The sequence below is a fragment of the Pseudomonas onubensis genome, assembly GCF_965653655.1.
Classification (GTDB): Bacteria; Pseudomonadota; Gammaproteobacteria; order Pseudomonadales; family Pseudomonadaceae; genus Aquipseudomonas.
This window is the reverse complement of the sequence record NZ_CBFHAZ010000017.1, coordinates 1-21609: the sequence shown is the minus strand read 5'-3', so window position 1 is coordinate 21609 and position 21609 is coordinate 1. Positions and strand designations below refer to the sequence as shown.

At 61.2% G+C, this 21609-nt stretch carries 19 protein-coding genes; 14 read left to right on the top strand and 5 right to left on the bottom strand.

From position 1 onward, the window contains the following. Positions 1–235 precede the first annotated feature (235 nt). The 12 genes from arnC (at position 236) to ACTD9P_RS08485 (ending at position 13261) form a co-directional block, all read left to right on the top strand. On the top strand, positions 236–1270 hold the full coding sequence (gene arnC / locus ACTD9P_RS08540; RefSeq protein ID WP_056860018.1) for an undecaprenyl-phosphate 4-deoxy-4-formamido-L-arabinose transferase: 1035 nt from the start codon (positions 236–238) through the stop codon (positions 1268–1270). Further along, positions 1267–3258 (top strand): bifunctional UDP-4-amino-4-deoxy-L-arabinose formyltransferase/UDP-glucuronic acid oxidase ArnA, encoded by a 1992-nt coding sequence (arnA, locus tag ACTD9P_RS08535; protein ID WP_200433996.1) that lies wholly within the window; start codon positions 1267–1269, stop codon positions 3256–3258. Before arnC ends, arnA begins: the two co-directional genes overlap by 4 nt. Continuing rightward, positions 3258–4142 (top strand): 4-deoxy-4-formamido-L-arabinose-phosphoundecaprenol deformylase, encoded by an 885-nt coding sequence (arnD, locus tag ACTD9P_RS08530; protein ID WP_438867357.1) that lies wholly within the window; start codon positions 3258–3260, stop codon positions 4140–4142. The genes arnA and arnD overlap by 1 nt, the downstream gene beginning before the upstream one ends. Continuing rightward, positions 4139–5794 carry a lipid IV(A) 4-amino-4-deoxy-L-arabinosyltransferase gene (gene arnT / locus ACTD9P_RS08525; protein WP_438867356.1) on the top strand — a complete coding sequence of 552 codons (1656 nt, stop codon included), beginning with the start codon at positions 4139–4141 and terminating at the stop codon, positions 5792–5794. Before arnD ends, arnT begins: the two co-directional genes overlap by 4 nt. After that, a complete protein-coding gene (gene arnE, locus ACTD9P_RS08520; protein WP_056860014.1) occupies positions 5791–6138 on the top strand; it encodes a 4-amino-4-deoxy-L-arabinose-phosphoundecaprenol flippase subunit ArnE in 348 nt (115 codons plus the stop codon). Before arnT ends, arnE begins: the two co-directional genes overlap by 4 nt. After that, on the top strand, positions 6135–6548 hold the full coding sequence (gene arnF, locus ACTD9P_RS08515; RefSeq protein ID WP_438867355.1) for a 4-amino-4-deoxy-L-arabinose-phosphoundecaprenol flippase subunit ArnF: 414 nt from the start codon (positions 6135–6137) through the stop codon (positions 6546–6548). Before arnE ends, arnF begins: the two co-directional genes overlap by 4 nt. Next, the gene (locus ACTD9P_RS08510) at positions 6545–7924 is read left to right on the top strand and encodes a UDP-glucose dehydrogenase family protein (protein ID WP_438867354.1); all 1380 of its coding nucleotides are present in this window, start codon (positions 6545–6547) and stop codon (positions 7922–7924) included. Before arnF ends, ACTD9P_RS08510 begins: the two co-directional genes overlap by 4 nt. A 4-nt stretch (positions 7925–7928) precedes the next feature. Continuing rightward, a complete protein-coding gene (locus ACTD9P_RS08505) occupies positions 7929–9551 on the top strand; it encodes an ArnT family glycosyltransferase (RefSeq protein ID WP_438867353.1) in 1623 nt (540 codons plus the stop codon). A gap of 279 nt (positions 9552–9830) precedes the next feature. After that, the gene (locus ACTD9P_RS08500) at positions 9831–10007 is read left to right on the top strand and encodes a hypothetical protein (protein WP_438867351.1); all 177 of its coding nucleotides are present in this window, start codon (positions 9831–9833) and stop codon (positions 10005–10007) included. A 164-nt stretch (positions 10008–10171) separates the two neighbouring features. Then, positions 10172–10885 carry an HPP family protein gene (locus ACTD9P_RS08495; protein WP_438867350.1) on the top strand — a complete coding sequence of 238 codons (714 nt, stop codon included), beginning with the start codon at positions 10172–10174 and terminating at the stop codon, positions 10883–10885. 117 nt (positions 10886–11002) lie between these two features. After that, positions 11003–12106, top strand: a complete 1104-nt coding sequence (locus ACTD9P_RS08490; RefSeq protein ID WP_438867349.1) for an enoyl-CoA hydratase/isomerase family protein — start codon at positions 11003–11005, stop codon at positions 12104–12106. A gap of 3 nt (positions 12107–12109) precedes the next feature. Then, the gene (locus tag ACTD9P_RS08485; protein WP_438867348.1) at positions 12110–13261 is read left to right on the top strand and encodes an acyl-CoA dehydrogenase family protein; all 1152 of its coding nucleotides are present in this window, start codon (positions 12110–12112) and stop codon (positions 13259–13261) included. A gap of 135 nt (positions 13262–13396) precedes the next feature. Here ACTD9P_RS08485 and ACTD9P_RS08480 read toward each other — a convergent pair whose 3' ends face one another. The 5 genes from ACTD9P_RS08480 to ACTD9P_RS08460 all read right to left on the bottom strand — a co-directional run bounded on the left by ACTD9P_RS08480 (position 13397) and on the right by ACTD9P_RS08460 (position 19055). Then, a complete protein-coding gene (locus ACTD9P_RS08480) occupies positions 13397–14170 on the bottom strand; it encodes an enoyl-CoA hydratase (RefSeq protein WP_438867347.1) in 774 nt (257 codons plus the stop codon). A gap of 11 nt (positions 14171–14181) precedes the next feature. Next, a complete protein-coding gene (locus tag ACTD9P_RS08475) occupies positions 14182–15309 on the bottom strand; it encodes an acyl-CoA dehydrogenase (protein ID WP_219267889.1) in 1128 nt (375 codons plus the stop codon). A gap of 96 nt (positions 15310–15405) precedes the next feature. Next, positions 15406–16593, bottom strand: a complete 1188-nt coding sequence (locus ACTD9P_RS08470) for an acetyl-CoA C-acyltransferase (RefSeq protein ID WP_438867403.1) — start codon at positions 16591–16593, stop codon at positions 15406–15408. Positions 16594–16619: 26 nt separating this feature from the next. Then, a complete protein-coding gene (locus ACTD9P_RS08465; RefSeq protein ID WP_438867346.1) occupies positions 16620–17387 on the bottom strand; it encodes an SDR family NAD(P)-dependent oxidoreductase in 768 nt (255 codons plus the stop codon). Between the two features lie 21 nt (positions 17388–17408). Further along, complete coding sequence (locus ACTD9P_RS08460; RefSeq protein ID WP_438867345.1) at positions 17409–19055, bottom strand: AMP-binding protein; 1647 nt, start codon at positions 19053–19055, stop codon at positions 17409–17411. A gap of 227 nt (positions 19056–19282) precedes the next feature. On the opposite strand from ACTD9P_RS08460, the gene ACTD9P_RS08455 reads away from it, so the two are divergent. Together ACTD9P_RS08455 and ACTD9P_RS08450 are read left to right on the top strand one after the other, a co-directional pair. Further along, positions 19283–20176: a bestrophin family protein gene (locus ACTD9P_RS08455; protein WP_438867344.1), complete on the top strand. Its 894-nt coding sequence runs from the start codon at positions 19283–19285 to the stop codon at positions 20174–20176. Positions 20177–20253: 77 nt separating this feature from the next. Next, positions 20254–21312, top strand: a complete 1059-nt coding sequence (locus ACTD9P_RS08450; protein WP_438867343.1) for a tetratricopeptide repeat protein — start codon at positions 20254–20256, stop codon at positions 21310–21312. Positions 21313–21609 lie beyond the last annotated feature (297 nt).

The following is a 21609-nucleotide window of genomic DNA, read 5'->3' as shown; positions in this document are numbered from 1 at the left end:
CCCCAGGACTTGAGAACGAACCGCGTCTTCCCCGACTAACCTGTTGATTACGCTTTACCTTTAATAGTTTTCGTCTTTAATCTGCTAGCCCATGGAAGAAACCGTTGCCCGTCCTCAGGAAAGTCGAATGAATGCCGCAACCCCACGCTACGTTGTTTAATCTTTCGCCGTTGTTTATCGATGGATTACTGCTGTTTTCACGCTCCAATTGTTCTAGCCCCGAGGTCATGAATCTTTGAAACCCTACCCTATTCATTGCGTGTCGATCGTTATCCCGGTCTACAACGAACAAGAGAGCCTGCCTGAATTGCTGCGTCGCACGACTGCAGCTTGCAAGCAATTGGCTTACGAATACGAAATCATCCTGGTGGATGACGGTAGCCGCGACAACTCGGCCCAATTGCTGGAAGACGCTGCCGCAGAAGACGGCAGCAACGTGGTGGCGGTGATCCTCAACCGCAACTACGGCCAGCATGCCGCGATCATGGCCGGCTTCGAGCAGTGCCGTGGCGAGGTGATCATCACCCTCGACGCCGACCTGCAGAACCCGCCCGAAGAAATCCCGCGCCTGGTCGAGCAAGCCGCCCTGGGCTACGACGTCGTCGCCACCGTGCGTAACAACCGTCAGGATTCGGCCTTCCGCCGCTGGCCTTCGCGCCTGATCAACCTGGCCGTGCAACGTTCCACTGGCGTGGCCATGACCGATTACGGCTGCATGCTGCGCGCTTACCGACGCACCATCGTCGATGCGATGCTGGCCTGCCGCGAGCGCAGCACGTTCATCCCGATCCTGGCCAACGGCTTTGCCCGCCACACCACCGAGATCCTGGTGCACCACGCCGAGCGTGAGCATGGCGAGTCCAAATACAGCGCCATGCGCCTGATCAGCCTGATGTTCGACCTGCTCACCTGCATGACCACCACCCCGCTGCGTCTGCTGAGCATCGTCGGCTTCAGCCTCGCGGCACTGGGCATGCTGTTTGCCTTTGCGCTGGTGTTCCTGCGCTTGGTCTTCGGCGCCGAATGGGCCGGTTCAGGCATGTTCGTGCTGTTCGCGGTGCTGTTTGTGTTCACCGGCGGCCAATTCATTGGCATGGGCCTCTTGGGTGAATACCTGGGCCGCATGTACAGTGACGTGCGTGCCCGTCCACGGTTCTTTATTGAAAAGGTGCTGCGTAACCAACCCGCAGAACCGGCTCCGGTCGTCGTGGTCGACGGCCTGGCAACTTCCCACTCTCCTACTTCTCCTTCCGATCAGGTTTCGTCATGAATTCAAAAGCTGTTGTCTTCGCTTATCACGATATTGGCTGTGCAGGCATTGAAGCCCTGCTGACCGCCGGCTACGACATTGCTGCCGTGTTCACCCATGCCGACGACCCCAAGGAAAACAATTTCTACGGTTCCGTCGCCCAACTCTGCGCCCGCAATGGCATCCCGGTACATGCACCGGAAGACGCCAACCACCCGCTGTGGATCGAGCGCATTGCCAAGCTGAACCCGGATTTCATCTTCTCGTTCTACTACCGCAACCTGTTGAGCGAAGCCTTGCTGGCCACCGCCAAAAAAGGCGCGTTCAACCTGCACGGTTCGCTGCTGCCTAAATACCGTGGCCGCGCTCCGGCCAACTGGGTGCTGGTCAACGGCGAAACCGAAACCGGCGTGACCCTGCACCGCATGGTCAAGCGTGCCGATGCCGGCGCGATCCTGGCCCAGCAAAAAGTCATCATCGACCGCACCGACACCGGCCTGACCCTGCACGCCAAACTGCGTGAAGCGGCCACCAACCTGCTGCGTGATGCGCTGCCACAGCTGGCCCAAGGCAAACTGGCCGAAACTGCCCAGAACGAAAGCCAGGCCACCTACTTCGGTCGCCGCACCGCCGCTGATGGCAAGCTGGACTGGAAAAAGCCGGCTGAAGAGCTGTTCAACCTGGTTCGCGCTGTTACCCAACCGTACCCGGGCGCTTTCTGCGCTGTCGGCGAGCACAAACTCATCGTTTGGCAAGCCGACGTGGTCAAGGGCAACGAAGGCCTGGCCCCAGGCCGTGTGATCAGCGTCAACCCGCTGCGTATCGCTTGCGGTGAAGATTCCCTGGTGGTCAAGTTCGGCCAGCGCAACGAAAACGGCCTGTACCTGGCCGGCCCTTCCCTGGCTGACGAACTGGGCCTGGTCGACGGTTCCGTACTGCGCGGCGCCGAGTCCGGCCGCAAGCCACGTCGCACCCGTGTACTGATCCTGGGTGTCAACGGCTTTATCGGTAACCACCTGTCCGAGCGCCTGCTGCGTGACGACCGTTACGAAATCTACGGCCTGGACATTGGCTCCGACGCCATCGAGCGCCTGCGCAGCCACCCGAACTTCCACTATGTGGAAGGCGACATCAGCATCCACTCCGAGTGGATCGAATACCACATCAAGAAGTGCGACGTGGTCCTGCCGCTGGTGGCCATCGCCACGCCGATCGAATACACCCGTAACCCGCTGCGTGTATTCGAACTCGACTTCGAAGAAAACCTGAAACTGGTTCGCTACTGCGTCAAGTACAACAAACGCGTGATCTTCCCGTCGACTTCCGAAGTCTACGGCATGTGCCAGGACCAGTACTTCGACGAAGACACCTCCAACCTGGTGGTCGGCCCGGTCAACAAGCAGCGCTGGATCTACTCCGTTTCCAAGCAACTGCTGGACCGCGTGATCTGGGCTTACGGCGACAAAGGCCTGAACTTCACCCTGTTCCGTCCGTTCAACTGGATGGGCCCGCGCCTTGACCGTCTGGACTCGGCACGTATCGGCAGCTCGCGCGCCATCACTCAGTTGATCCTCAACCTGGTGGAAGGTACGCCAATCCGTCTGTTCGACGGTGGTGAGCAGAAGCGTTGCTTCACCGACATCGCCGACGGCATCGAAGCCCTGGCACGCATCATTGATAACGACAACGATATCTGCAACGGCCAGATCATCAACATCGGCAACCCGGAAAACGAAGCCAGCATCCGTCAGCTGGGCGAAGAACTGCTGCGTCAGTTCGAAGCTCACCCGCTGCGCAGCAACTTCCCTCCGTTCGCCGGTTTCCGCGACGTAGAAAGCAAGGCGTTCTACGGCACCGGTTACCAGGACGTAGCACACCGCAAGCCAAGCATCGAAAACGCCAAGCGCCTGTTGAACTGGGAGCCTACCGTTGAAATGAGCGAAACCATCGGCAACACCCTGGACTTCTTCCTCAAAGAAGCCATGCTCGAAATCGCGGACAAGAAGTAATGCAGGCAGGCTTGCGAATCGACGTCGACACCTACCGTGGCACCCGTGAAGGTGTGCCGCGGTTGCTCGAATCCCTGGATGAAGCCGGGGTTAAAGCGACGTTCTTCTTCAGTGTCGGGCCGGACAACATGGGGCGCCACTTGTGGCGCCTGATCCGCCCGCAGTTTCTGTGGAAGATGCTGCGTTCCAATGCTGCCGGCCTGTATGGCTGGGACATCTTGCTGGCCGGCACCGCCTGGCCAGGCAAGCCGATCGGCCGTGACCTGGGGCACTTGATGCGCCAGGCCAAGGCCGCCGGCCATGAAGTCGGCCTGCACGCATGGGACCATCACGGTTGGCAAGCCAACACCGGGCGCTGGAGCGACGCACAGCTGGTCGAGCAGATCCGTCGAGGCGTGGACACCCTGAGCGACATCCTGGGTGAACGCATCGACTGTTCCGCCGCCGCCGGCTGGCGTGCCGATGAGCGCGTGGTGCAAGCCAAACAAGCTTTCAACTTTCGCTACAACAGCGATTGCCGGGGCACCAGCCTGTTTCGACCTACCCTGGCCGATGGCAGCGCGGGCACCCCACAAATTCCGGTAGACCTGCCGACCTTCGACGAAGTCGTCGGGCCGGTGGTGGCTGCCAAAGATTTCAACGGCTTCATTCTTGACCGGTTCGCCGCGTCGAAGCTGAACGTCTATACGATCCACGCAGAAGTAGAAGGGATTCTGATGGCTGACGATTTTCGCCAACTGCTCGCCCAGGCCGGGCAGCGCGGCATCGACTTCAAACCCTTGGGCGACCTGTTGCCTGCGGATGTGACCACCCTGCCCCAGCAACAGTTGGTGCGCGGCGCGCTCAGCGGCCGCGAGGGTTGGCTCGGAGTGCAGCAGGCATGATCCGGCGCTGGGCATTGCCCCTGCTCCTGCTGGCGTTTGGCGTGTTCTACCTGTTGCCCCTGGCCTCCCACGGTCTGTGGATTCCCGACGAAACCCGTTACGCGCAAATCAGCCAGGAAATGCTGCTGACCGGCAAGTGGGCCTCGCCGCACTTCATGGGCATTCGCTATTTCGAGAAACCCGCTGCCGGCTACTGGATGATCGCGCTGGGCCAGGCGATTTTCGGGCAAAACCTGTTCGGCGTGCGCTTTGCGTCGGCCTTGAGCACGGGGCTGAGCATCCTGCTGGTGTATCTGGTCTCACGCCGGTTGTGGAACGACCCGCAAAAAAGCCTGGTCAGCAGCGTGCTGTACATGAGCTTTGTCAGTGTGGCCTTGCTCGGCGGTTACGCCAACCTGGACCCGCAATTCACTTTCTGGGTCAACCTGACGGGCGTGGCCTTGTGGTTTTGTTTCGACAGCACCACACGCAACGGCCGCTTGGGGTCTTGGGCCTTGCTCGGCTTTGCCTGCGGCATGGGCTTTATGACCAAAGGCTTCTTGGCCTGGCTGCTGCCGGTGTTGATCGCCCTGCCCTACGCGATCTGGCAGAAACGCTTTCGTGAGTTGCTGGGCTATGGCGTGGTTGCGGTGGTCGTCGCCATTGTGGTCAGCCTGCCGTGGGCGCTGGCCGTGCACCTGCAAGAGCCGGACTACTGGAACTTCTTCTTCTGGCACGAGCACATCCAGCGCTTTGCCGGCGATGACGCCCAGCATGCCGAGCCGTTCTGGTTCTACCTGCCGCTGATGGTCGCGTTCTCGCTGCCATGGATCGCCCTGTTGCCGTCCACGGTCAAACAGGCCTGGCTGGAAAAGCGCCTGCCCAAGACGGCGTTCCTGCTGCTGTGGCTGTTGATGCCCCTGGCGTTCTTCAGCCTGGCCAAAGGCAAGCTGCCGTCCTACGTAATGCCGTGCCTGCTGCCCTTGGCGCTGTTGATGGGCTCGACGCTCAGCGACAAGCTGGCCAAGGGGCATGGCCGCGCCTTGCGCATCAACGGCTGGTTGAACCTGGTTATTGGGATCGTGGCGTTGCTGGCCATCAGTTGGTTCCAACTGAAGAAGCCGGTGTATGAGCCGGGTCAGGAAACCTTCAGCCTGGTGCTGGTGTTCACCTTCCTGTTCGGCTGGATCGTGGTCAACCTGCTGCAAGCTGCGCGCCCGTTGAAGCTATGGGCTGCGCCGGCAATCGGCAGTTGGTTGCTGGTGGCCCTGGTGCCCGCTGCCCTGCCGCATTCGGTGGTTTATAACAAAACCCCGGACCAGTTCATCATCGACCACTTGCCCGAACTGCAACCGACCACCGCCCTGCTGAGTAATGACCTTGGCGCTGCATCGGCGCTGTCATGGCGCCTGGGTCGCCCGGAAATTGCACTGTACAACACGGTCGGTGAAGTGAAGTACGGCATTGCCTACCCGGACACCGCTTATCGCAAGATCGGCACCGCTGACGTCCAGCAGTGGATGAGCGAGGCGCGTAAAAAAGGTTCGGTTGGCGTGGTCATGCGGGTCAAGGGCGACGATGAAGTGGCCGAAGTGAACCTGCTGCCCCAAGACGGCAAGCGCTATGAGCAAGGCAGTATCGTTATCCTGATTTTCCCACAGGCCGCGCAATGATCACCTTGCTTCTCCTGTTGGGCGCCTGCCTGCTCACCTGCATGGGCCAGGTTTCGCAAAAGTTCGCGGTGGAAAGCTGGCGTGACCAGCCCGACGGTTGGGCGCCGAAACTGCGCTCGCCGTGGCTATGGTCCGCGCTGGTGTGCCTGGGCCTTGGCCTGCTGGTATGGCTGCTGGTGTTGCAGCGCCTGGAAGTGGGCATCGCCTACCCCATGCTCAGCCTCAATTTTGTACTGGTGACGCTGATGGCGCGGTTTGTGTTCCATGAGCACATCGATGGCCGTCACTGGCTGGGTGTCGCGCTGGTGATTGGTGGCGTCGTGCTGCTGGGGCGTCACGTATGAGCCGCGCACAAGGGTTTGCCCTCGCCTTGGGCAGTGTCGGCCTGGTCAGCGCCGCACAGTTGGGCATGCGCTGGAGCATGACGCGCCTGCCATTGCCGACCGAATGGTTGAATGCTTTCAACAGCAACGCCATCGACCTTGGCGCCCTGGGCGTGGTGATCCTGGCGATCATCGCCTATGCGCTGTCGATGCTGTGCTGGCTCGGCGCGCTCAAGCACTTGCCCCTTGGGCGTGCCTATTCGCTGCTAAGCATCAGCTACGCGCTGGTGTACCTGCTGGCGGCCAGCATGCCGGTGTTCAACGAACATTTTTCGCTTTCAAAAACCCTGGGAGTGGCCTTGGTCATTCTCGGTGTTCTGGTTATTAACTCTCGTCGTGCTAGCGTTGCAAGCCCCAGGAATGCCCCATGAAAATCAGTGTATTTGGTAGCGGTTACGTCGGTCTGGTACAGGCCACCGTATTGGCCGAGGTCGGTCACGATGTGATCTGCATGGACGTGGACAAGAGCAAAGTCGAGTCGCTGCAAAAAGGCCACGTGACCATCTTCGAACCGGGCCTGGCTGCCATGGTCAAGGAAAACCTGGAAAGCGGGCGCCTGCACTTTACCTACGACGAAAAACTCGCCGTAGAACACGGTGAAGTGCTGTTTATCGCCGTGGGCACGCCGTCGGACGAAGACGGCTCGGCCGACCTCAAGTACGTGCTCTCGGTGGGCGATGCTGTGTCGCGCCATCGCGTGGAGCCGGTGATCCTGGTGGAAAAATCCACCGTGCCGGTCGGTACTGGCGACACCCTGCGCGCCCATATCGAAAAAAACCTGCACATTGCCGGTCGCCATCTGGAGTTCGATATCGTCTCCAACCCGGAATTTCTCAAGGAAGGCTCGGCCGTTGCCGACTGCCGTCGCCCGGACCGCATCATCATCGGCTGCGAACGCGAAGAAGTGCGTGAAGTGATGCGCGACCTCTACGCGCCGTTCAACCGCAACCATGACCGCATCATCTTCATGGACCTGCGCAGCGCCGAACTGACCAAGTACGCCGCCAACTGCATGCTGGCCACCAAGATCAGCTTCATCAACCAGATCGCCGAACTGGCCGAACACCTGGGCGCCGACATCGAAGCCGTGCGTCTGGGCATCGGCGCCGACTCGCGTATTGGCTACCACTTCATCTACCCCGGCTGCGGCTACGGTGGCTCGTGCTTCCCTAAAGACATGCGCGCCCTGATCCACAGCGCCAAGGAAGCCAACTGCTCCAGCGACCTGCTCGAAGCGGTCGAAGCGATCAACCAGCGCCAGAAGAGCAAGCTGTTCGAACGCATCAACGCCTATTTCCAGGGCGAGCTGCAAGGCAAAACCTTCGCCTTGTGGGGCCTGGCCTTCAAGCCCAACACCGATGACATGCGCGATGCCCCAAGCCGCGTATTGATGGAAGCCCTGTGGGCGGCCGGCGCCAATGTCCGTGCGTTTGACCCCGAAGCCATGCAGGAAACCCAGCGCATCTACGGCGACGAGTCGCGCCTGACCCTGCTGGGCACGCCGGAATCGGCTTTGAGCGGCGCCGATGCGCTGATCGTGTGCACCGAGTGGCAGCAATTCAAGGCGCCGGATTTTGAGCTGATCCATGCCCGCCTGAAAAACCCGGTGATCTTCGACGGTCGCAACCTTTACGACGGCGATCGCCTGGCGCGCAAAGGCTTCAAGTATTTCCCGATGGGCCGTGGCGACTCCTGCGAACTGCCGATCCCCCAGCAAAACTGGGTAGCGCCCGCCAAGGAAGCCTAAAGACGTGAACAAAGCTCAACCGCCGCTGCTTACAGCAACGCTGCGCAACCAGTCGCTGGGGCTCGCGCTCCTGGCGCTGGTGCTGTTTATTGTCGGCAACTGGCACCAGGCAATCATCGGCTTTGACTCGCGTTTCGTGGTGTTTGCCCAGGAAATGCTGCGCCATGGGCCGAGTTTTTTCCCCACCACCTATGGCCAGCCCTACGCTGATTACCTGGCGACCTCGACCCTGCTGACCTGGCTGTTGTCCTTGCCGTTTGGCGAGGTCAGCAGCCTCACGGCGTGGTTGCCCACGTCCATCGCCTCGGCCGTGATCGTGATGCTGGTGTATCGCCTTACGGCGCCCTACTCCACGCGCTGGGGTTTGCTCAGCATTGCGATGTTGCTGCTCAGCAGTACCTTTGTCAGCGAAACCCGTGCGGTGTCGCTGGACCAGATGCTCGCGGCCATCGCCCTCACGGTGTTCTACCTGGGCTATGCCCATGATCACTTTGGCGCGGCCAAACGCTTGCATTGGCTGTTTTTGCTGCTGATCCTGGGCTTTGCGGTGCGTGGGCCAATCGGCCTGGTGATCCCCACCGGCGTGCTGTGCAGCTATTACCTGATCAACCGCCAATGGCGCCAGCTGTTCACCTTTGGCTTTATTGCCCTGGCCGTGCTGGCAGCGTGTGTCGGCCTGTTGCTGCTGCTGGCCAAGCTCAGTGGTGGCGAAGACTTCATGCAGGATGTGATCCGCATGCAGTTCCTGGGGCGCATGGACGGCACCGAAGGTTCCAGTGGCGTGCTGTATTACTTCACCAGCTCCATGGGTAACTATGCGCTGGCCTATCCACTGGCGGTGCTGGTGTTGCTGGCAGTGGCCATCGGTGGGCGCCGGGCACCCGACCCGGCACTGAAACTGGTGCTGTACTGCGCGGCGGCGGGTTTGCTGGTGATGCTCGGCCTGTCGGTTCCGCAGGCCAAGAAGGCACGTTACATCCTGCCGATGCTGCCCATGGCGGCGATCATTGCGGCCTACCCGTTCCAGGTCAGCCAGGGGCGGCTGTTCGCCTGGCTGCGCGGCTTGATGCTGGGCATCTGGACACTGCTGCCGGCGCTGCTGGTGGTCGGGCTGGTGGTGGCGCGCAAGCGTTACCCGGCGCAGTTGGACAGCCTCGGCCTGGTCTTCGGCGTGCTGGGTGTGCTTCAGGTCGTGTCGTTGCTGTCACTGTTCAACGCGCGTCTACGCCCGTTGGGCTCGGCACTGGCGGCGGTGCTGGCGCTGTGGTCGACCTACATTGTGGTGGTCGAGCCGTTGGAGCGTACGCTCTACGACACCCGCACATTCAGCCTTGGCGTCAAAGAACAGATCATGCAGCAACCGGCGCCCGTGGTGCTGCATGGCTTGGGCAAAGATGCAAAAGCCATCAAGTTCATGGTCAACTTCAACTGCGATAAGGTGCCGCTGTTTACCCAGTCGGCTGCCGACCTGGCGCCGCTGCAAGGCCCGGCGTGGCTGGTAATGAGTGCGCAGGACTTCGAAAAGCTGCAGGATCCGCGCTTGCGGTCGATCACCCCGACGCTCACCGGGGAATTCGACAAAGACCCGTATGTGTTGCTCCACCTGGAGAAAGTCAGCGCGCCGTAACTACGCTGACATTGGTCTGACGGAAACAACGCCCACTTCTTCCAGAGTGGGCGTTTTTCGTTATGACTGCCCGGAAAGCGCCTACATAGCTATGCGTAAACGCTCGCGCACTTTGCCTTCCGATGCCCGGAACCCAAATGTAGACTCGTTCGGCATGTGCGTTAACTATCTACTACCGGGCGCAGTCAGCCTTCCACGCACACCGACCTGCTTGATCAAAAGGGCAATGCCGTGCCAGAAGACCTGTTGCTTATCCCTACGCCGAGGCTGGATCGATTGATGGCGTTGCGCGACGCCTTGGTGGCACTGAAGGGGCCGCTGGCCGACGACCCTGCCTTGCAGGAGAACCTGCATAGGCAACTGTTCAATGAAGAGGCGGATAGTCGCGTACTCGGACGCATCAGCACGCCACTGCCGCAACCGACGCATCGCATCACCTATGATGAGGGCCATTAACTGCATTATTTTTGCATTTAACCTTCATTAATATGCATTGGCGCCATGGCATCAAGCTCGGCACACTGCACAGGTTCCTCCCCCAACTGTTGGAACGTTCAAAGGGCTTATCCGGGCAACCAGGCGAGCCTTTTTTTTCGTCTGCTGCTTTATGGATCGTGTCGATGCTCGCTCGCTGGTTACCCGCTGCAATCAATACCCGCCCTGCCGAATGGAGCCGCGCCGCCATTGGCATGGCCTTGGGCACGCTACTGAGTGTCTGGGTGTGTGCCCAGGTATTTGGAATGGAAGTCGCCTTGCACCTGCTCGGCCCTCTTGGGGCGTCGGCGGTGTTGCTGTTCGCGGTGTCATCCGGGGCGTTGGCCCAGCCGTGGTCGATTATCGGCAGCTACTTGTGCGCCGCCGTTGTGGCCCTGCTGGTCGCACGGGTACTTGGCCGCACACTGGGTAGCGCTTGCCTGGCGGCGGGCATGACCGTGGTCTTGATTTGCTGGCTGCGCTGCCTGCACCCGCCCGCCGGTGGCCTGGCGATGACGCTGGTGCTCGCAGATCCGGCCTCCATTGCCCTGGGTTGGCAGGAAGTAGGTCCAGTGATGCTCGGTGCGGGCGCGCTGCTGGCTTGTGCGCTGGTCTACAACAACGCAACACGCACGCGTTACCCCAAGAGCGCGGTCGAGTCGCCCGCTGTGGTGCTGGGCAGCACAGCGCCGGTGACCGACGCGGGCATTACGGCGGCCGATCTGAAGCTGGCCCTGGCCGACATGGAACAGTTCTTTGATGTGGAGCCGACTGAACTGGAACAATTGATCCACACAGCAGAAGGCCACGCCCGACGCCGTAGCATCGGTGAAGTGCTCGGCAGCCGCAGCGCTGCATAAATGCAAAAACGACCTGCATGATTCCGGGTTGTACTGGGCAAATTTGCACTGGTACGATCGCGAGATGGTTCGTGCGCGAACATCTTGATAAAGAACAATAAAAGCAGGGAGTTAGTGATGACTGCTCAGGTTTCATCCGAAGCAAGCCAGGCCAGGATTCTTCAGGACGAGGTACTGGCCGAAGTTCGTAACCATATTGGCCACCTCACCCTCAACCGCCCCGCCGGCTTGAATGCCATCACCCTGGAGATGGTCCGCAGCCTGACCGCGCAGTTGCAGGCCTGGGCAGATGACCCGCAGGTGTATGCCGTGGTGCTGCGCGGTGCCGGTGAAAAAGCCTTCTGCGCCGGTGGCGACATTCGCTCTCTCTACGACAGCTTCAAGCAGGGCGACAGCCTGCATCAGGACTTCTTCGTCGAGGAATACGCCCTCGACCTGGCGATCCACCATTATCGCAAACCCGTGCTGGCCCTGATGGACGGGTTTGTCCTCGGCGGCGGCATGGGCCTGGTGCAAGGCGCCGACTTGCGTGTGGTGACCGAACGCAGCCGCCTGGCGATGCCGGAAGTGGCCATTGGTTATTTCCCGGACGTGGGTGGCAGCTATTTCCTCTCGCGCATCCCTGGCGAACTGGGGATTTACCTCGGCGTCACCGGCGTGCAGATTCGCGCCGCCGATGCGCTGTATTGCGGGCTGGCGGACTGGTGTATCGACAGCGCCAAACTCACCGAACTCGAGCAGAAGCTCGACCGCCTGCAATGGCAGGATTCGCCGCTCAAAGACCTGCAAGGCGTGCTGGCCAGGCTCGCGGTACAACAATTGCCCGACGCCCCGCTGGCCGCACTGCGTCCGGTGATCGACCACTTCTTTGCGTTGCCGGATGTGCCGAGCATGGTCGAGCAACTGCAACAAGTCACCGTCGCCGACAGCCACGAATGGGCGCTCACCACTGCCAGCCTGATGCAGACCCGTTCGCCGCTGGCGATGGCCGTGACCCTGCAGATGCTGCGCCGTGGCCGGCGCTTGGCGCTGGAGCAGTGCTTCGCATTGGAGTTGCACCTGGATCGCCAGTGGTTTGAACGCGGCGACCTGATCGAAGGGGTTCGGGCGCTGATCATCGACAAGGACAAAACTCCGCACTGGAACCCCGCGACGGTCCATGAGCTGGACGCCAGCCATGTCGAGAGCTTCTTCAGTGACTTCAAGCAGAGTGGGAAATAAGCCATGCAAGATATTGAATACACTGAAGAACAAGTGATGATTCGCGACATGGCGCGCGACTTTGCCCGTGGCGAAATCGCCCCGCATGCGCAAGCCTGGGAAAAAGCCGGCTGGATCGATGACGCCCTCGTCGCGAAGATGGGCGAACTCGGCCTGCTGGGCATGGTGGTGCCGGAAGAATGGGGCGGCACCTATGTCGACTACGTGGCGTATGCCTTGGCCGTCGAGGAAATTTCTGCCGGTGATGGCGCCACCGGCGCACTCATGAGTATCCATAATTCAGTCGGTTGCGGGCCAATCCTCAACTACGGCACCGAAGCGCAAAAGCAAACCTGGCTGGCCGAGCTGGCAAGCGGCCAAGCCATCGGCTGCTTTTGCCTCACCGAGCCCCAGGCCGGGTCCGAAGCCCATAACCTGCGCACCCGCGCCGAACTGCGCGATGGCCAGTGGGTGATCACCGGCGCCAAGCAGTTTGTCAGCAACGGCAAGCGCGCCAAATTGGCCATTGTGTTTGCGGTGACGGACCCGGAGTTGGGCAAAAAAGGTATCTCGGCCTTCCTGGTGCCTACCGACACGCCGGGCTTTGGGGTCGACCGTACCGAACACAAGATGGGTATTCGTGCCTCGGACACCTGCGCTGTCACGCTCAACCAGTGCACAGTCCCCGACGCCAACCTGCTGGGTGAACGCGGCAAGGGCCTGGCCATCGCCCTGTCCAACCTTGAGGGCGGGCGCATCGGCATTGCCGCGCAAGCCTTGGGCATTGCCCGTGCGGCATTTGAGGCGGCGTTGGCGTATGCGCGGGATCGGGTGCAGTTCAACAAGGCGATTATCGAGCACCAAAGCATTGCCAACCTGCTGGCCGACATGCAAACCCAACTCAATGCTGCGCGCTTGCTGATCCTGCATGCCGCACGCCTGCGCAGCGCGGGCAAACCGTGTTTGTCGCAAGCGTCCCAGGCCAAGTTGTTTGCATCGGAGATGGCCGAGAAAGTCTGCTCCTCGGCGATGCAGATCCATGGCGGGTATGGGTATCTTGAGGACTACCCGGTGGAGCGTTACTACCGGGATGCAAGGATTACGCAGATTTACGAAGGCACCAGCGAGATTCAGCGGATGGTGATTGCCAGAGAGCTGAAGAACTACCAGCTCTAATTGCCACACAAAGCCAATGTGGGAGCGGGCTTGCTCGCGAATGCAGTTCATCAGTCGCTGCATCTTTGACTGACCGACCGCCTTCGCGAGCAAGCCCGCTCCCACATTTTGAACGTTGGTGATTTTGAGGGCGGGTTACTGGTCCTTGAACTCAGGCGCGCGCTTGGCCACAAACGCTGCCATGCCTTCCTTCTGGTCCTGGGTGGCAAACGCAGCATGGAACACCCGGCGCTCAAAGCGCACACCTTCAGACAGGCTCACCTCAAACGCACGGTTCACGCTTTCTTTGACCATCATGCTGATCGGCACGGACTTGCCGGCAATCAAGGTCGCGGTTTTCAGCGCTTCTTCGAGCAGTTCATCGGCGGGTACGATGCGCGCCACAACCCCGCAGCGTTCAGCTTCAACAGCATCAATAAAGCGCCCGGTCAGGCACATTTCCATGGCCTTGGCCTTGCCCACGGCGCGGGTCAGGCGCTGGGTGCCACCCATGCCTGGGAGTACGCCGAGGTTGATTTCCGGCTGGCCGAACTTGGCGCCGTCGCCGGCCAGGATGAAGTCGCACATCAAGGCCAGTTCACAACCGCCGCCCAGGGCGAAACCGTTAACGGCGGCAATGATCGGCTTGCGGCGGTTGGCCACGCGGTCGCTGTCGCTGAACAGGTCGTCGAGGTAGATCTGCGGGTAGGTCAGCTCGGCCATCTCCTTGATGTCAGCGCCGGCGGCAAAGGCTTTTTTCGAGCCGGTCAGCACGATGCAGCCGATTTGCGGGTCGGCTTCGAGGCCGTCCAGCGCCTGGTTCAACTCGCTGACCAGCTGCGCGTTCAAGGCGTTCAGGGCTTGGGGACGATTAAGGGTAATCAGCCCGACGCGGCCCTGGACTTCGAGCAAAAGGGTTTCGTAACTCATGTATCGGCTCCTTAAAGGTTGCGTGAGATGACCATGCGTTGAATATCGCTGGTGCCTTCGTAAATCTGGCAGACCCGCACATCGCGGTAGATCCGCTCCAGTGGGAAGTCGCTCAGGTAACCGTAACCGCCCAAGGTTTGCAAGGCGGCCGAGCAGACTTTCTCGGCCATTTCCGATGCAAACAGCTTGGCCATCGACGCCTCGACCAAGGCCGGCTTGCCGCTGTCACGCAGGGCCGCAGCGTAATGCACCATTTGCCGGGCCACCGCGATTTGCGTGGCCATGTCGGCCAAACGGAAGGCCACGGCCTGGTGTTCGATCAGCGCCTTGCCGAAGCTTTCGCGCTCGCGGGCATAGTCACGTGCGGCTTCGAAGGCGGCACGGGCCATGCCCACCGATTGCGAGGCGATGCCGACGCGGCCGCCTTCGAGGTTGGCCAGGGCGATCCTGTAGCCTTCGCCCTCCTCGCCCAAGCGGTTGGCAACTGGCACCTTTACATCTTCGAAGAGGATCTGGCAGGTGTCGGACGCATGCTGGCCGAGTTTGTCTTCCACCCGCGCCACCGTGTAGCCCGGTGAGTCGGTCGGCACGATGAACGCGCTGATCCCGCGCTTGCCTGCGGCCGGGTCCGTCACCGCAAACACAATCACGATCCCGGCGTTCTGCCCGGAGGTGATGAACTGTTTGCAGCCATTGAGCACGTAATGGTCGCCCTCAAGGCGCGCGCGGGTTTTCAGGCTGCTGGCATCGGAGCCGGCCTGGGGTTCGGTCAACGCGAAGGCACCGAGCATGGCGCCACTGGCCAGCGGCGTGAGGAACTGCTGTTTCTGCTGGTCGTTGCCGAACTTGAGGATCGGCACGCAACCCACCGAGTTGTGTACGCTCATGATGGTCGAGCACGCGCCATCGCCAGCGGCGATTTCTTCCAGGGCCATGGCGTAGGCCAGGTAGCCGGTGTCGCAACCGCCCCACTGTTCCGGCACCAGCATGCCGAAAAAGCCCAGCTCGGCCATCTCGCCAATGGCTTCCTTGGGGAAACGGTGCTCGCGGTCCCATTCGGCAGCGAAGGGTTTCAGACGTTCCTGGGCAAATTGCCGGGCCGCTTCGCTGATTTGCAGTTGTTCGTCATTGGGCAACATATTCAGGGTCCTATAAGCGGCAAGCGGCAAGCTGCAAGTAAAAGCCGATGAGCTTCTACTTGAAGCTTGAAGCTTAAAACTTGCAGCTGCTATCAATCAGTACAGGCATTCGACGGCCATGGCCGTGGCTTCACCGCCGCCAATACAAATGGCGGCGACCCCGCGTTTGAGGCCTTTCTGGCGCAGGGCCGAGAGCAGCGTCACCAGGATGCGCGCACCGGAAGCACCGATCGGGTGGCCCAGGGCGCAGGCGCCGCCGTGAATATTGACTTTGCTGTGGGGGATCTCCAGCTTGCTCATGGTCACCAGGCTGACCACCGCGAAGGCTTCGTTGATTTCAAACAAGTCAACGTCGCCCAGGTTCCAGCCGGTCTTGCTCATCAGTTTGCGAATCGCGCCCACGGGCGCCACCGGGAACAGGCCTGGCTCATCGGCAAACGCGGCGTGCCCGTGGATCACCGCCAAGGGCTTGAGGCCACGCTGTTGCGCCTCGGACTGACGCATCAGCAGCAGCGCCGCCGCACCATCGGAAATCGAGCTGGAGTTGGCCGCCGTCACCGTGCCGCCTTCGCGGAACGCCGGTTTCAGGCTGGCAATCTTGTCCAGCTTGGCCTTGGGCGGCTGCTCGTCATGCAGGATGGTCTTTTGCTCTTTGCCGACGGTGACCTGCACCGGGACGATTTCGGCGGCAAAGCTGCCATGGGTGATGGCCTCTTGCGCGCGGGTCAGCGAGGCAATGGCGAAGGCGTCCTGGGCTTCACGGGTGAAACCGTTGTGCTCGGCGCAGTCTTCGGCAAAGGTGCCCATCAGGCGGCCCTTGTCATAGGCGTCTTCGAGGCCGTCGAGGAACATATGGTCAAGCACCTTGCCGTGGCCCATGCGGTAGCCGCTGCGCGCGCGGTCGAGCAGGTACGGTGCGTTGGACATGCTTTCCATGCCGCCGGCGACCACCACATCAACACTGCCGGCCAGCAGCGAATCGTGGGCGAGGAGGGTCGCTTCCATGCCCGAGCCGCACATCTTGTTCAAGGTGGTGCAGCGCGTGGCCTTGTCCAGCCCGGCGCCCAAGGCGGCCTGACGCGCAGGCGCCTGGCCCAGGCCTGCGGGCAGCACACAGCCGAACAGCACTTCATCGACTGCATCCGGGGCAATCCCGGCCCGTTCGACGGCGGCGCGGATCGCGGCAGCACCCAGTTGCGGCGCGGTCAGGCCTTTTAGGTCGCCCTGGAAACCGCCCATAGGCGTGCGCGCGGCGCTGACGATAACAATCGGATCATTGTTCATGGGATGCTCGTTCATGAGTGTTCTCCTTACTTGGCGGCCATGCGCAAGGCGCCGTCGAGACGGATCACCTCGCCATTGAGCATGCTGTTTTCGATGATGTGGCGTACCAGTGCGGCGTATTCGGACGGCTTGCCCAAACGCGGCGGGAATGGCACGCCAGCGGCCAGGGAATCGCGCACTTCGGCGGTCATGCCGGCCATCATCGGTGTTTCGAAAATGCCCGGGGCGATGGTCATCACGCGGATGCCAAAGCGTGCCAGCTCGCGAGCCGCGGGCAAGGTCAGGCTGGCGATGGCGCCTTTGGAGGCGGCATACGCCGCCTGGCCAATCTGCCCGTCAAAGGCGGCTACCGAGGCGGTGTTGATGATAACGCCACGCTCACCGTCGGCATTCGCCTCGGTTTCAGCGATGGCCGCAGCCGCCAGGCGCAGCAGGTTGAAGCTGCCGATCAAGTTGACGTTGATCACCTGGGCAAAGCTGGCCAACGCGTGTGGGCCGTTCTTGCCGAGGATCTTTTCGCCACGTACCACACCGGCGCAGTTGACCAGGCCGTGCAGGCCGCCAAAGGCGGCAACGGTGGCGTGTACGGCAGCCTCGGCGGCAGCTTCCTGGCTGATATCGGCCACGGCGCTGCGGGCGTTATCGCCCAGTTGCTGGGCCTTGGCCGCTACGGCGTCGGCATTCAGGTCGACCAGCATCACCTTGGCACCGGCGCCGATGAGCATTTCAGCGGTGGCCGCGCCAAGGCCCGAAGCACCGCCGCTGACCAGGAATACCTTGTTTTCAATCTGCATCATTGTTTCCTTAAAAGTGGATCAGGCGATGGCCTGTGTCTTCGCAATTTCCTGATTACGCAAAATAAAGCGTTGCAGCTTGCCGCTCGGAGTCTTGGGCAAGTCGCTGACAAATTCGATTTCCCGTGGGTAGGCGTGGGCCGCGAGGCGCTTGCGCACGTGCAGGCGCAGTTCCTCGGCCAGTTCCGGCGTAGCGCGGTATTGCTCGTTGATCACCACAAAGGCTTTGACCAGTTCGGTGCGCTCCGGGCACGGTTTGCCGACGACGGCGGCTTCGACCACGGCCGGGTGTTCGACCAGTGCGCTTTCGACGTCGAATGGCCCTACGCGGTAGCCGGACGTGGTGATCACATCGTCACTGCGCCCGACAAAGCTGATGCTGCCATCTGGGTTCAGCTCCACGGTGTCGCCACTGAGGTAATACTTGCCGACAAATGCCTTGGTCTTCACGCCGTCGTAGCCGGCAAACCAACACATCGGCGACTGGTCACGGTCAATGGCGAGGATGCCCGGCTGGCCCGCCGGCAATTCCTGGTACTCATCATCGAGTACCACAATGCGGTGGCCCGGTGAGGCAAAGCCCGCCGAGCCGACGTGCACGGGGTGCGCCAGGCCGTGGTGGTTGCACAGCACCATGCCCAGTTCGGTCTGGCCGTAATGGTCATGAATGACCACGCCCAGGTTATCGGCGAACCAGCGGATCACTTCCGGGTTCAGCGGCTCGCCGGCGCTGCTGACGATACGCAGCTTGCCCTTGATGGCGCGCGCGAACTGTTCGCCACCGGCAATCAGCAGGCGGTAAGCGGTGGGCGAGCCGGTGAGGTTGGTAATTGCGTACTTATTGATCACCCGGCAAGTGCTTTCCAGTGTGAACGGGCCATCGTAGAAGGTAATCGGGTGGCCCATGGACAGCGGCCCGGTCACGCCGAAATAGATGCCATAGGCCCAGCCCGGGTCGGCGACATTCCAAAAGGCATCTTCGGGGCGCAAGTCCACCGCGTCGCGGGTGTAGCTCTGGAACGCAACGATGGCCTTGAGCGGCACCGACAGCGCTTTTGATGGGCCGGTGGTACCCGAGGTAAACATCAGCAGGAACGGGTCTTCTGCGCCCAGCAGCACGGGCTCGCAGGTGTTTGAATAATTCGGCAGTTCGGCCCAGAAGCTGTAGTCGCCGCGCACGATGCCTTCGCCCTTGTCCCCGGCCACCGTGACAATGGTCGGGCAGCCTTCGACGTCTGCGAGCTTGGGCCGGTTGACCGCATCCGTGACCACCAGTACGGCGCCGGAGCTGTTCAGCCGATGCTCGATGGCTTTAGGCCCGAAGGCGGTAAACAGCGGCTGGTACACCGCGCCGATACGCCACGTGGCGAACACCACCACCAATAACTCTGCCGTGCGCGGCAGCAGGCCCGCCACCTTGTCACCGCGTTGCACGCCTTGGGCCAGGAGGAAATTGGCAAAGCGTGCGGCCTGGTCCTGCAATTGGGTGAAGGTCACGGTGGCGCTGCGCCCGTCCTTGCCTTCCCAAAACAACGCGATGCGCCCCGGCAGCGCATGGCGGTCGCAACACTCCACACAGGCATTCAGGGCTTGCAGGTTGCCGGACAGGGCGGCGTTGACGGTGTTCTGGTAATCGAACGCAGTGGTGGCAGCCAAATACTCACGCATGGTTCCAAATCCTTATGTGTTTTTATTTTCAGGACATTTGTCACGACGAGAATCGCTGAAATAGTCGCTCTAGAGCGCTGTGGCGGCAATGGTCAAAGCCTTCAACTTGGCTGACTGGTTTGGCCAATCATTGATCCGGCTTATCAGTCGGTCAGCCGCAGTGATTGGACGCTCCGGGTGCAAACTCTTAATCTTCAGGCCTGCACCACCAGAGAAGCCGCCTGCCGATGATCGTCCGCCCCAAACCCAACCTCGTGGGTATCCTGTTTTCGTTGAAAGGCTCGATTGCCAAGCGCATCGCCTTGCGCAGCCTGTTGGTCACACTGCTAGCCTCGGTGATCGTGCTGGTAGAGACCCTGCACCCGGCCTACTTCTCCAAGGTCAATGCCACGCCGTTCACCTTGCTCGGGTTGTCGTTGTCGATCTTCATGAGTTTTCGCAACAACGCCTGCTATGACCGTTGGTGGGAAGGCCGCAAGCAACTGGGGCAGATGATCATTGAGGTGCGCTCGCTGATCCGCGAAACCCAAGTGCTGGGCGACTCACCCGAGCGCGCCAGCCTTTTGCGTGGGGTGTGCGGGTTTGCCCACGGCCTGGTCGCGCACCTGCGCCGTGAAGATGAAGCCCGCGTTATCACACCCTGGATAGCGGTTGACCGGGCGCATCCCAATCTTCCCGACCACGTGCTGCAACAACTGGGCGCGCGGTTTTCGCTGCTGGCCGAACAGGGCGTGATCAGTGAATGGCGCTACACCCAGCTGGAAACCCGGTTGGTCAGCCTCAGCCTGGTGCAGGCTGCCTGCGAGCGGATCAAAACCACGCCACTGCCCTTCCCTTACACCTTGCTGCTGCACCGCACCATTTACCTGTTCTGCATTCTGCTGCCGTTCGCCATGGCCGAGCCGCTGGGCTGGTTGACGCCGGTGTTCACCGCCATCGTCAGCTACACGTTCTTTGGTTTGGATGAGATCGGTGATGATCTGGAAGACCCGTTCGGTTTTGACGAGAACGATCTGCCCTGCAACGCCATCGTGCGCACACTGGAGCGCGAAATCCTTGCAGCCTTGGGTGAAAGCGACCTGCCTCCTGCCCTTGAGCCAGTGGAATACGTGCTGGACTGATGCGGGTTTGACACTCGCCGTGGTCTGGCCGAAGCTTGAGGCTTTGCGATAGCTGCCCCCAGCTTTTGGACGCCTGCATGTCAAAGTCACGCCGTTACTCCATCATCGGCCTGTGCGCCCTGTTGTTGCTTGTCCTGGTCACCTGGTATTTCTCCCGCTCCACCCCGGTGGCCGTGCCGCCGGCAATTGCCCATGGTTACGCCAAGGCGCTGAAACAGGCGCGCAACGGCGAACCGGGCGCCGCCCGTGTGCTGTATCAACAGCTCGGTCGACCGGACTTGTCGCCGGAACGTCGCGCCGCCTTGCACGCCGAACTGCCCAATTACCCAAGCCCCCAAGCGCTGAAACTGGCGGATAAAGACCTGGCGGATGAGTCGCCGTTGGTTCGCGAAGCGGCGATTCACAGCATTGTCGGCCTGGTGCCCAGCGGCCAACGCACCTTGCTGCTTGGCCCGGCACTGGATGACCCAGAGCAGGAAGTTCGCTTTGCTGCCGCCAATGCCTTGCTCGGCCTGTCGCCGGATACCCTGGGCCTGTATTTCGGGCCTTTGCAGCAAGTGCTCGATGAGTTTGTGAAAAAGCTCAAGGCTGAGCCGGAAACCGCCGAGGGCTGGATCCAGTTGGCGCGCTTGTATATCCACAGCGCCCTGCTGCCGGAGGCGCAACATGCGCTGGAGCAGGCCATGCGCCTGCAGCCGGATAATCTGCAAGCCGTGGTGGCGCAGATCGAATTGCTCGATAAACAGGGCAAGACCGACGAGTCCCGCCAGTTGCTGGCGCGGCAGTTGGCGGCGCATCCAGAGTCGGCCTACCTGCAACACGCCCTGGGTATGTGGCTGTTGCACCATGGGGAGCGGCCGTACGCGCTGCTTGGGCTGTCCAAGGCCGTGGAGCTTGAGCCGGGCAATCAGGATTACCGCTTTGACCTCGCCACCACCCTGCACGCCCAGGAAGAAGTGGATGCTGCTCAGCGTCAGCTGGAGGAAATCGTCCAGCGTCATCCGGCCAATCGCAAGGCGCGTGTGTTGCTGGTCAGCTATTGGAAGGAAACCGGGCAGTTGCAGAATGTGCAGGTGTTATTGGCGCAGCTGGAGCAGCAGAATCCGGATGATCCGGCGTTGCAGCAGGGGCTTTAGGCTGGGCTGGACCATCCTTGGCCCAGCGCGGCTAAACCGGCATCCCTGCCGGTTTACCCCCCAAATCCCTGTCGAATTGCGGCCATAGTGTTTGACGGGGCGATTTCAGATCAAGATCAAAAGCGCAGATCAAAAGACCGCTGACTTCGTCATCGAAAAGGATGTAAGAACCGGAGCAACAGCAACAGCAACAGCAACAGCAACAGCAACAGCAGAGCCATACTCGGTCAACTGTGGGAGCGGGCTTGCTCGCGAATGCGGTGGGTCAGTCAATTCATCTGTCACTGACCCAACGCA

What these genes read in the sequence shown, in the direction of transcription:
- ACTD9P_RS08490 (WP_438867349.1), top strand. Translation starts at nt 11,003, where the DNA reads ATGACTGCTCAGGTTTCATCCGAAGCAAGCCAGGCCAGGATTCTTCAG.
- ACTD9P_RS08465 (WP_438867346.1), bottom strand. Translation starts at nt 17,387, where the DNA reads ATGCAGATTGAAAACAAGGTATTCCTGGTCAGCGGCGGTGCTTCGGGC.
- arnF (WP_438867355.1), top strand. Translation starts at nt 6,135, where the DNA reads ATGAGCCGCGCACAAGGGTTTGCCCTCGCCTTGGGCAGTGTCGGCCTG.
- ACTD9P_RS08510 (WP_438867354.1), top strand. Translation starts at nt 6,545, where the DNA reads ATGAAAATCAGTGTATTTGGTAGCGGTTACGTCGGTCTGGTACAGGCC.
- ACTD9P_RS08455 (WP_438867344.1), top strand. Translation starts at nt 19,283, where the DNA reads ATGATCGTCCGCCCCAAACCCAACCTCGTGGGTATCCTGTTTTCGTTG.
- arnD (WP_438867357.1), top strand. Translation starts at nt 3,258, where the DNA reads ATGCAGGCAGGCTTGCGAATCGACGTCGACACCTACCGTGGCACCCGT.
- ACTD9P_RS08500 (WP_438867351.1), top strand. Translation starts at nt 9,831, where the DNA reads ATGGCGTTGCGCGACGCCTTGGTGGCACTGAAGGGGCCGCTGGCCGAC.
- ACTD9P_RS08450 (WP_438867343.1), top strand. Translation starts at nt 20,254, where the DNA reads ATGTCAAAGTCACGCCGTTACTCCATCATCGGCCTGTGCGCCCTGTTG.
- ACTD9P_RS08480 (WP_438867347.1), bottom strand. Translation starts at nt 14,170, where the DNA reads ATGAGTTACGAAACCCTTTTGCTCGAAGTCCAGGGCCGCGTCGGGCTG.
- ACTD9P_RS08475 (WP_219267889.1), bottom strand. Translation starts at nt 15,309, where the DNA reads ATGTTGCCCAATGACGAACAACTGCAAATCAGCGAAGCGGCCCGGCAA.
- ACTD9P_RS08460 (WP_438867345.1), bottom strand. Translation starts at nt 19,055, where the DNA reads ATGCGTGAGTATTTGGCTGCCACCACTGCGTTCGATTACCAGAACACC.
- ACTD9P_RS08470 (WP_438867403.1), bottom strand. Translation starts at nt 16,593, where the DNA reads ATGAACAATGATCCGATTGTTATCGTCAGCGCCGCGCGCACGCCTATG.
- arnT (WP_438867356.1), top strand. Translation starts at nt 4,139, where the DNA reads ATGATCCGGCGCTGGGCATTGCCCCTGCTCCTGCTGGCGTTTGGCGTG.
- ACTD9P_RS08495 (WP_438867350.1), top strand. Translation starts at nt 10,172, where the DNA reads ATGCTCGCTCGCTGGTTACCCGCTGCAATCAATACCCGCCCTGCCGAA.
- ACTD9P_RS08485 (WP_438867348.1), top strand. Translation starts at nt 12,110, where the DNA reads ATGCAAGATATTGAATACACTGAAGAACAAGTGATGATTCGCGACATG.
- arnA (WP_200433996.1), top strand. Translation starts at nt 1,267, where the DNA reads ATGAATTCAAAAGCTGTTGTCTTCGCTTATCACGATATTGGCTGTGCA.
- arnE (WP_056860014.1), top strand. Translation starts at nt 5,791, where the DNA reads ATGATCACCTTGCTTCTCCTGTTGGGCGCCTGCCTGCTCACCTGCATG.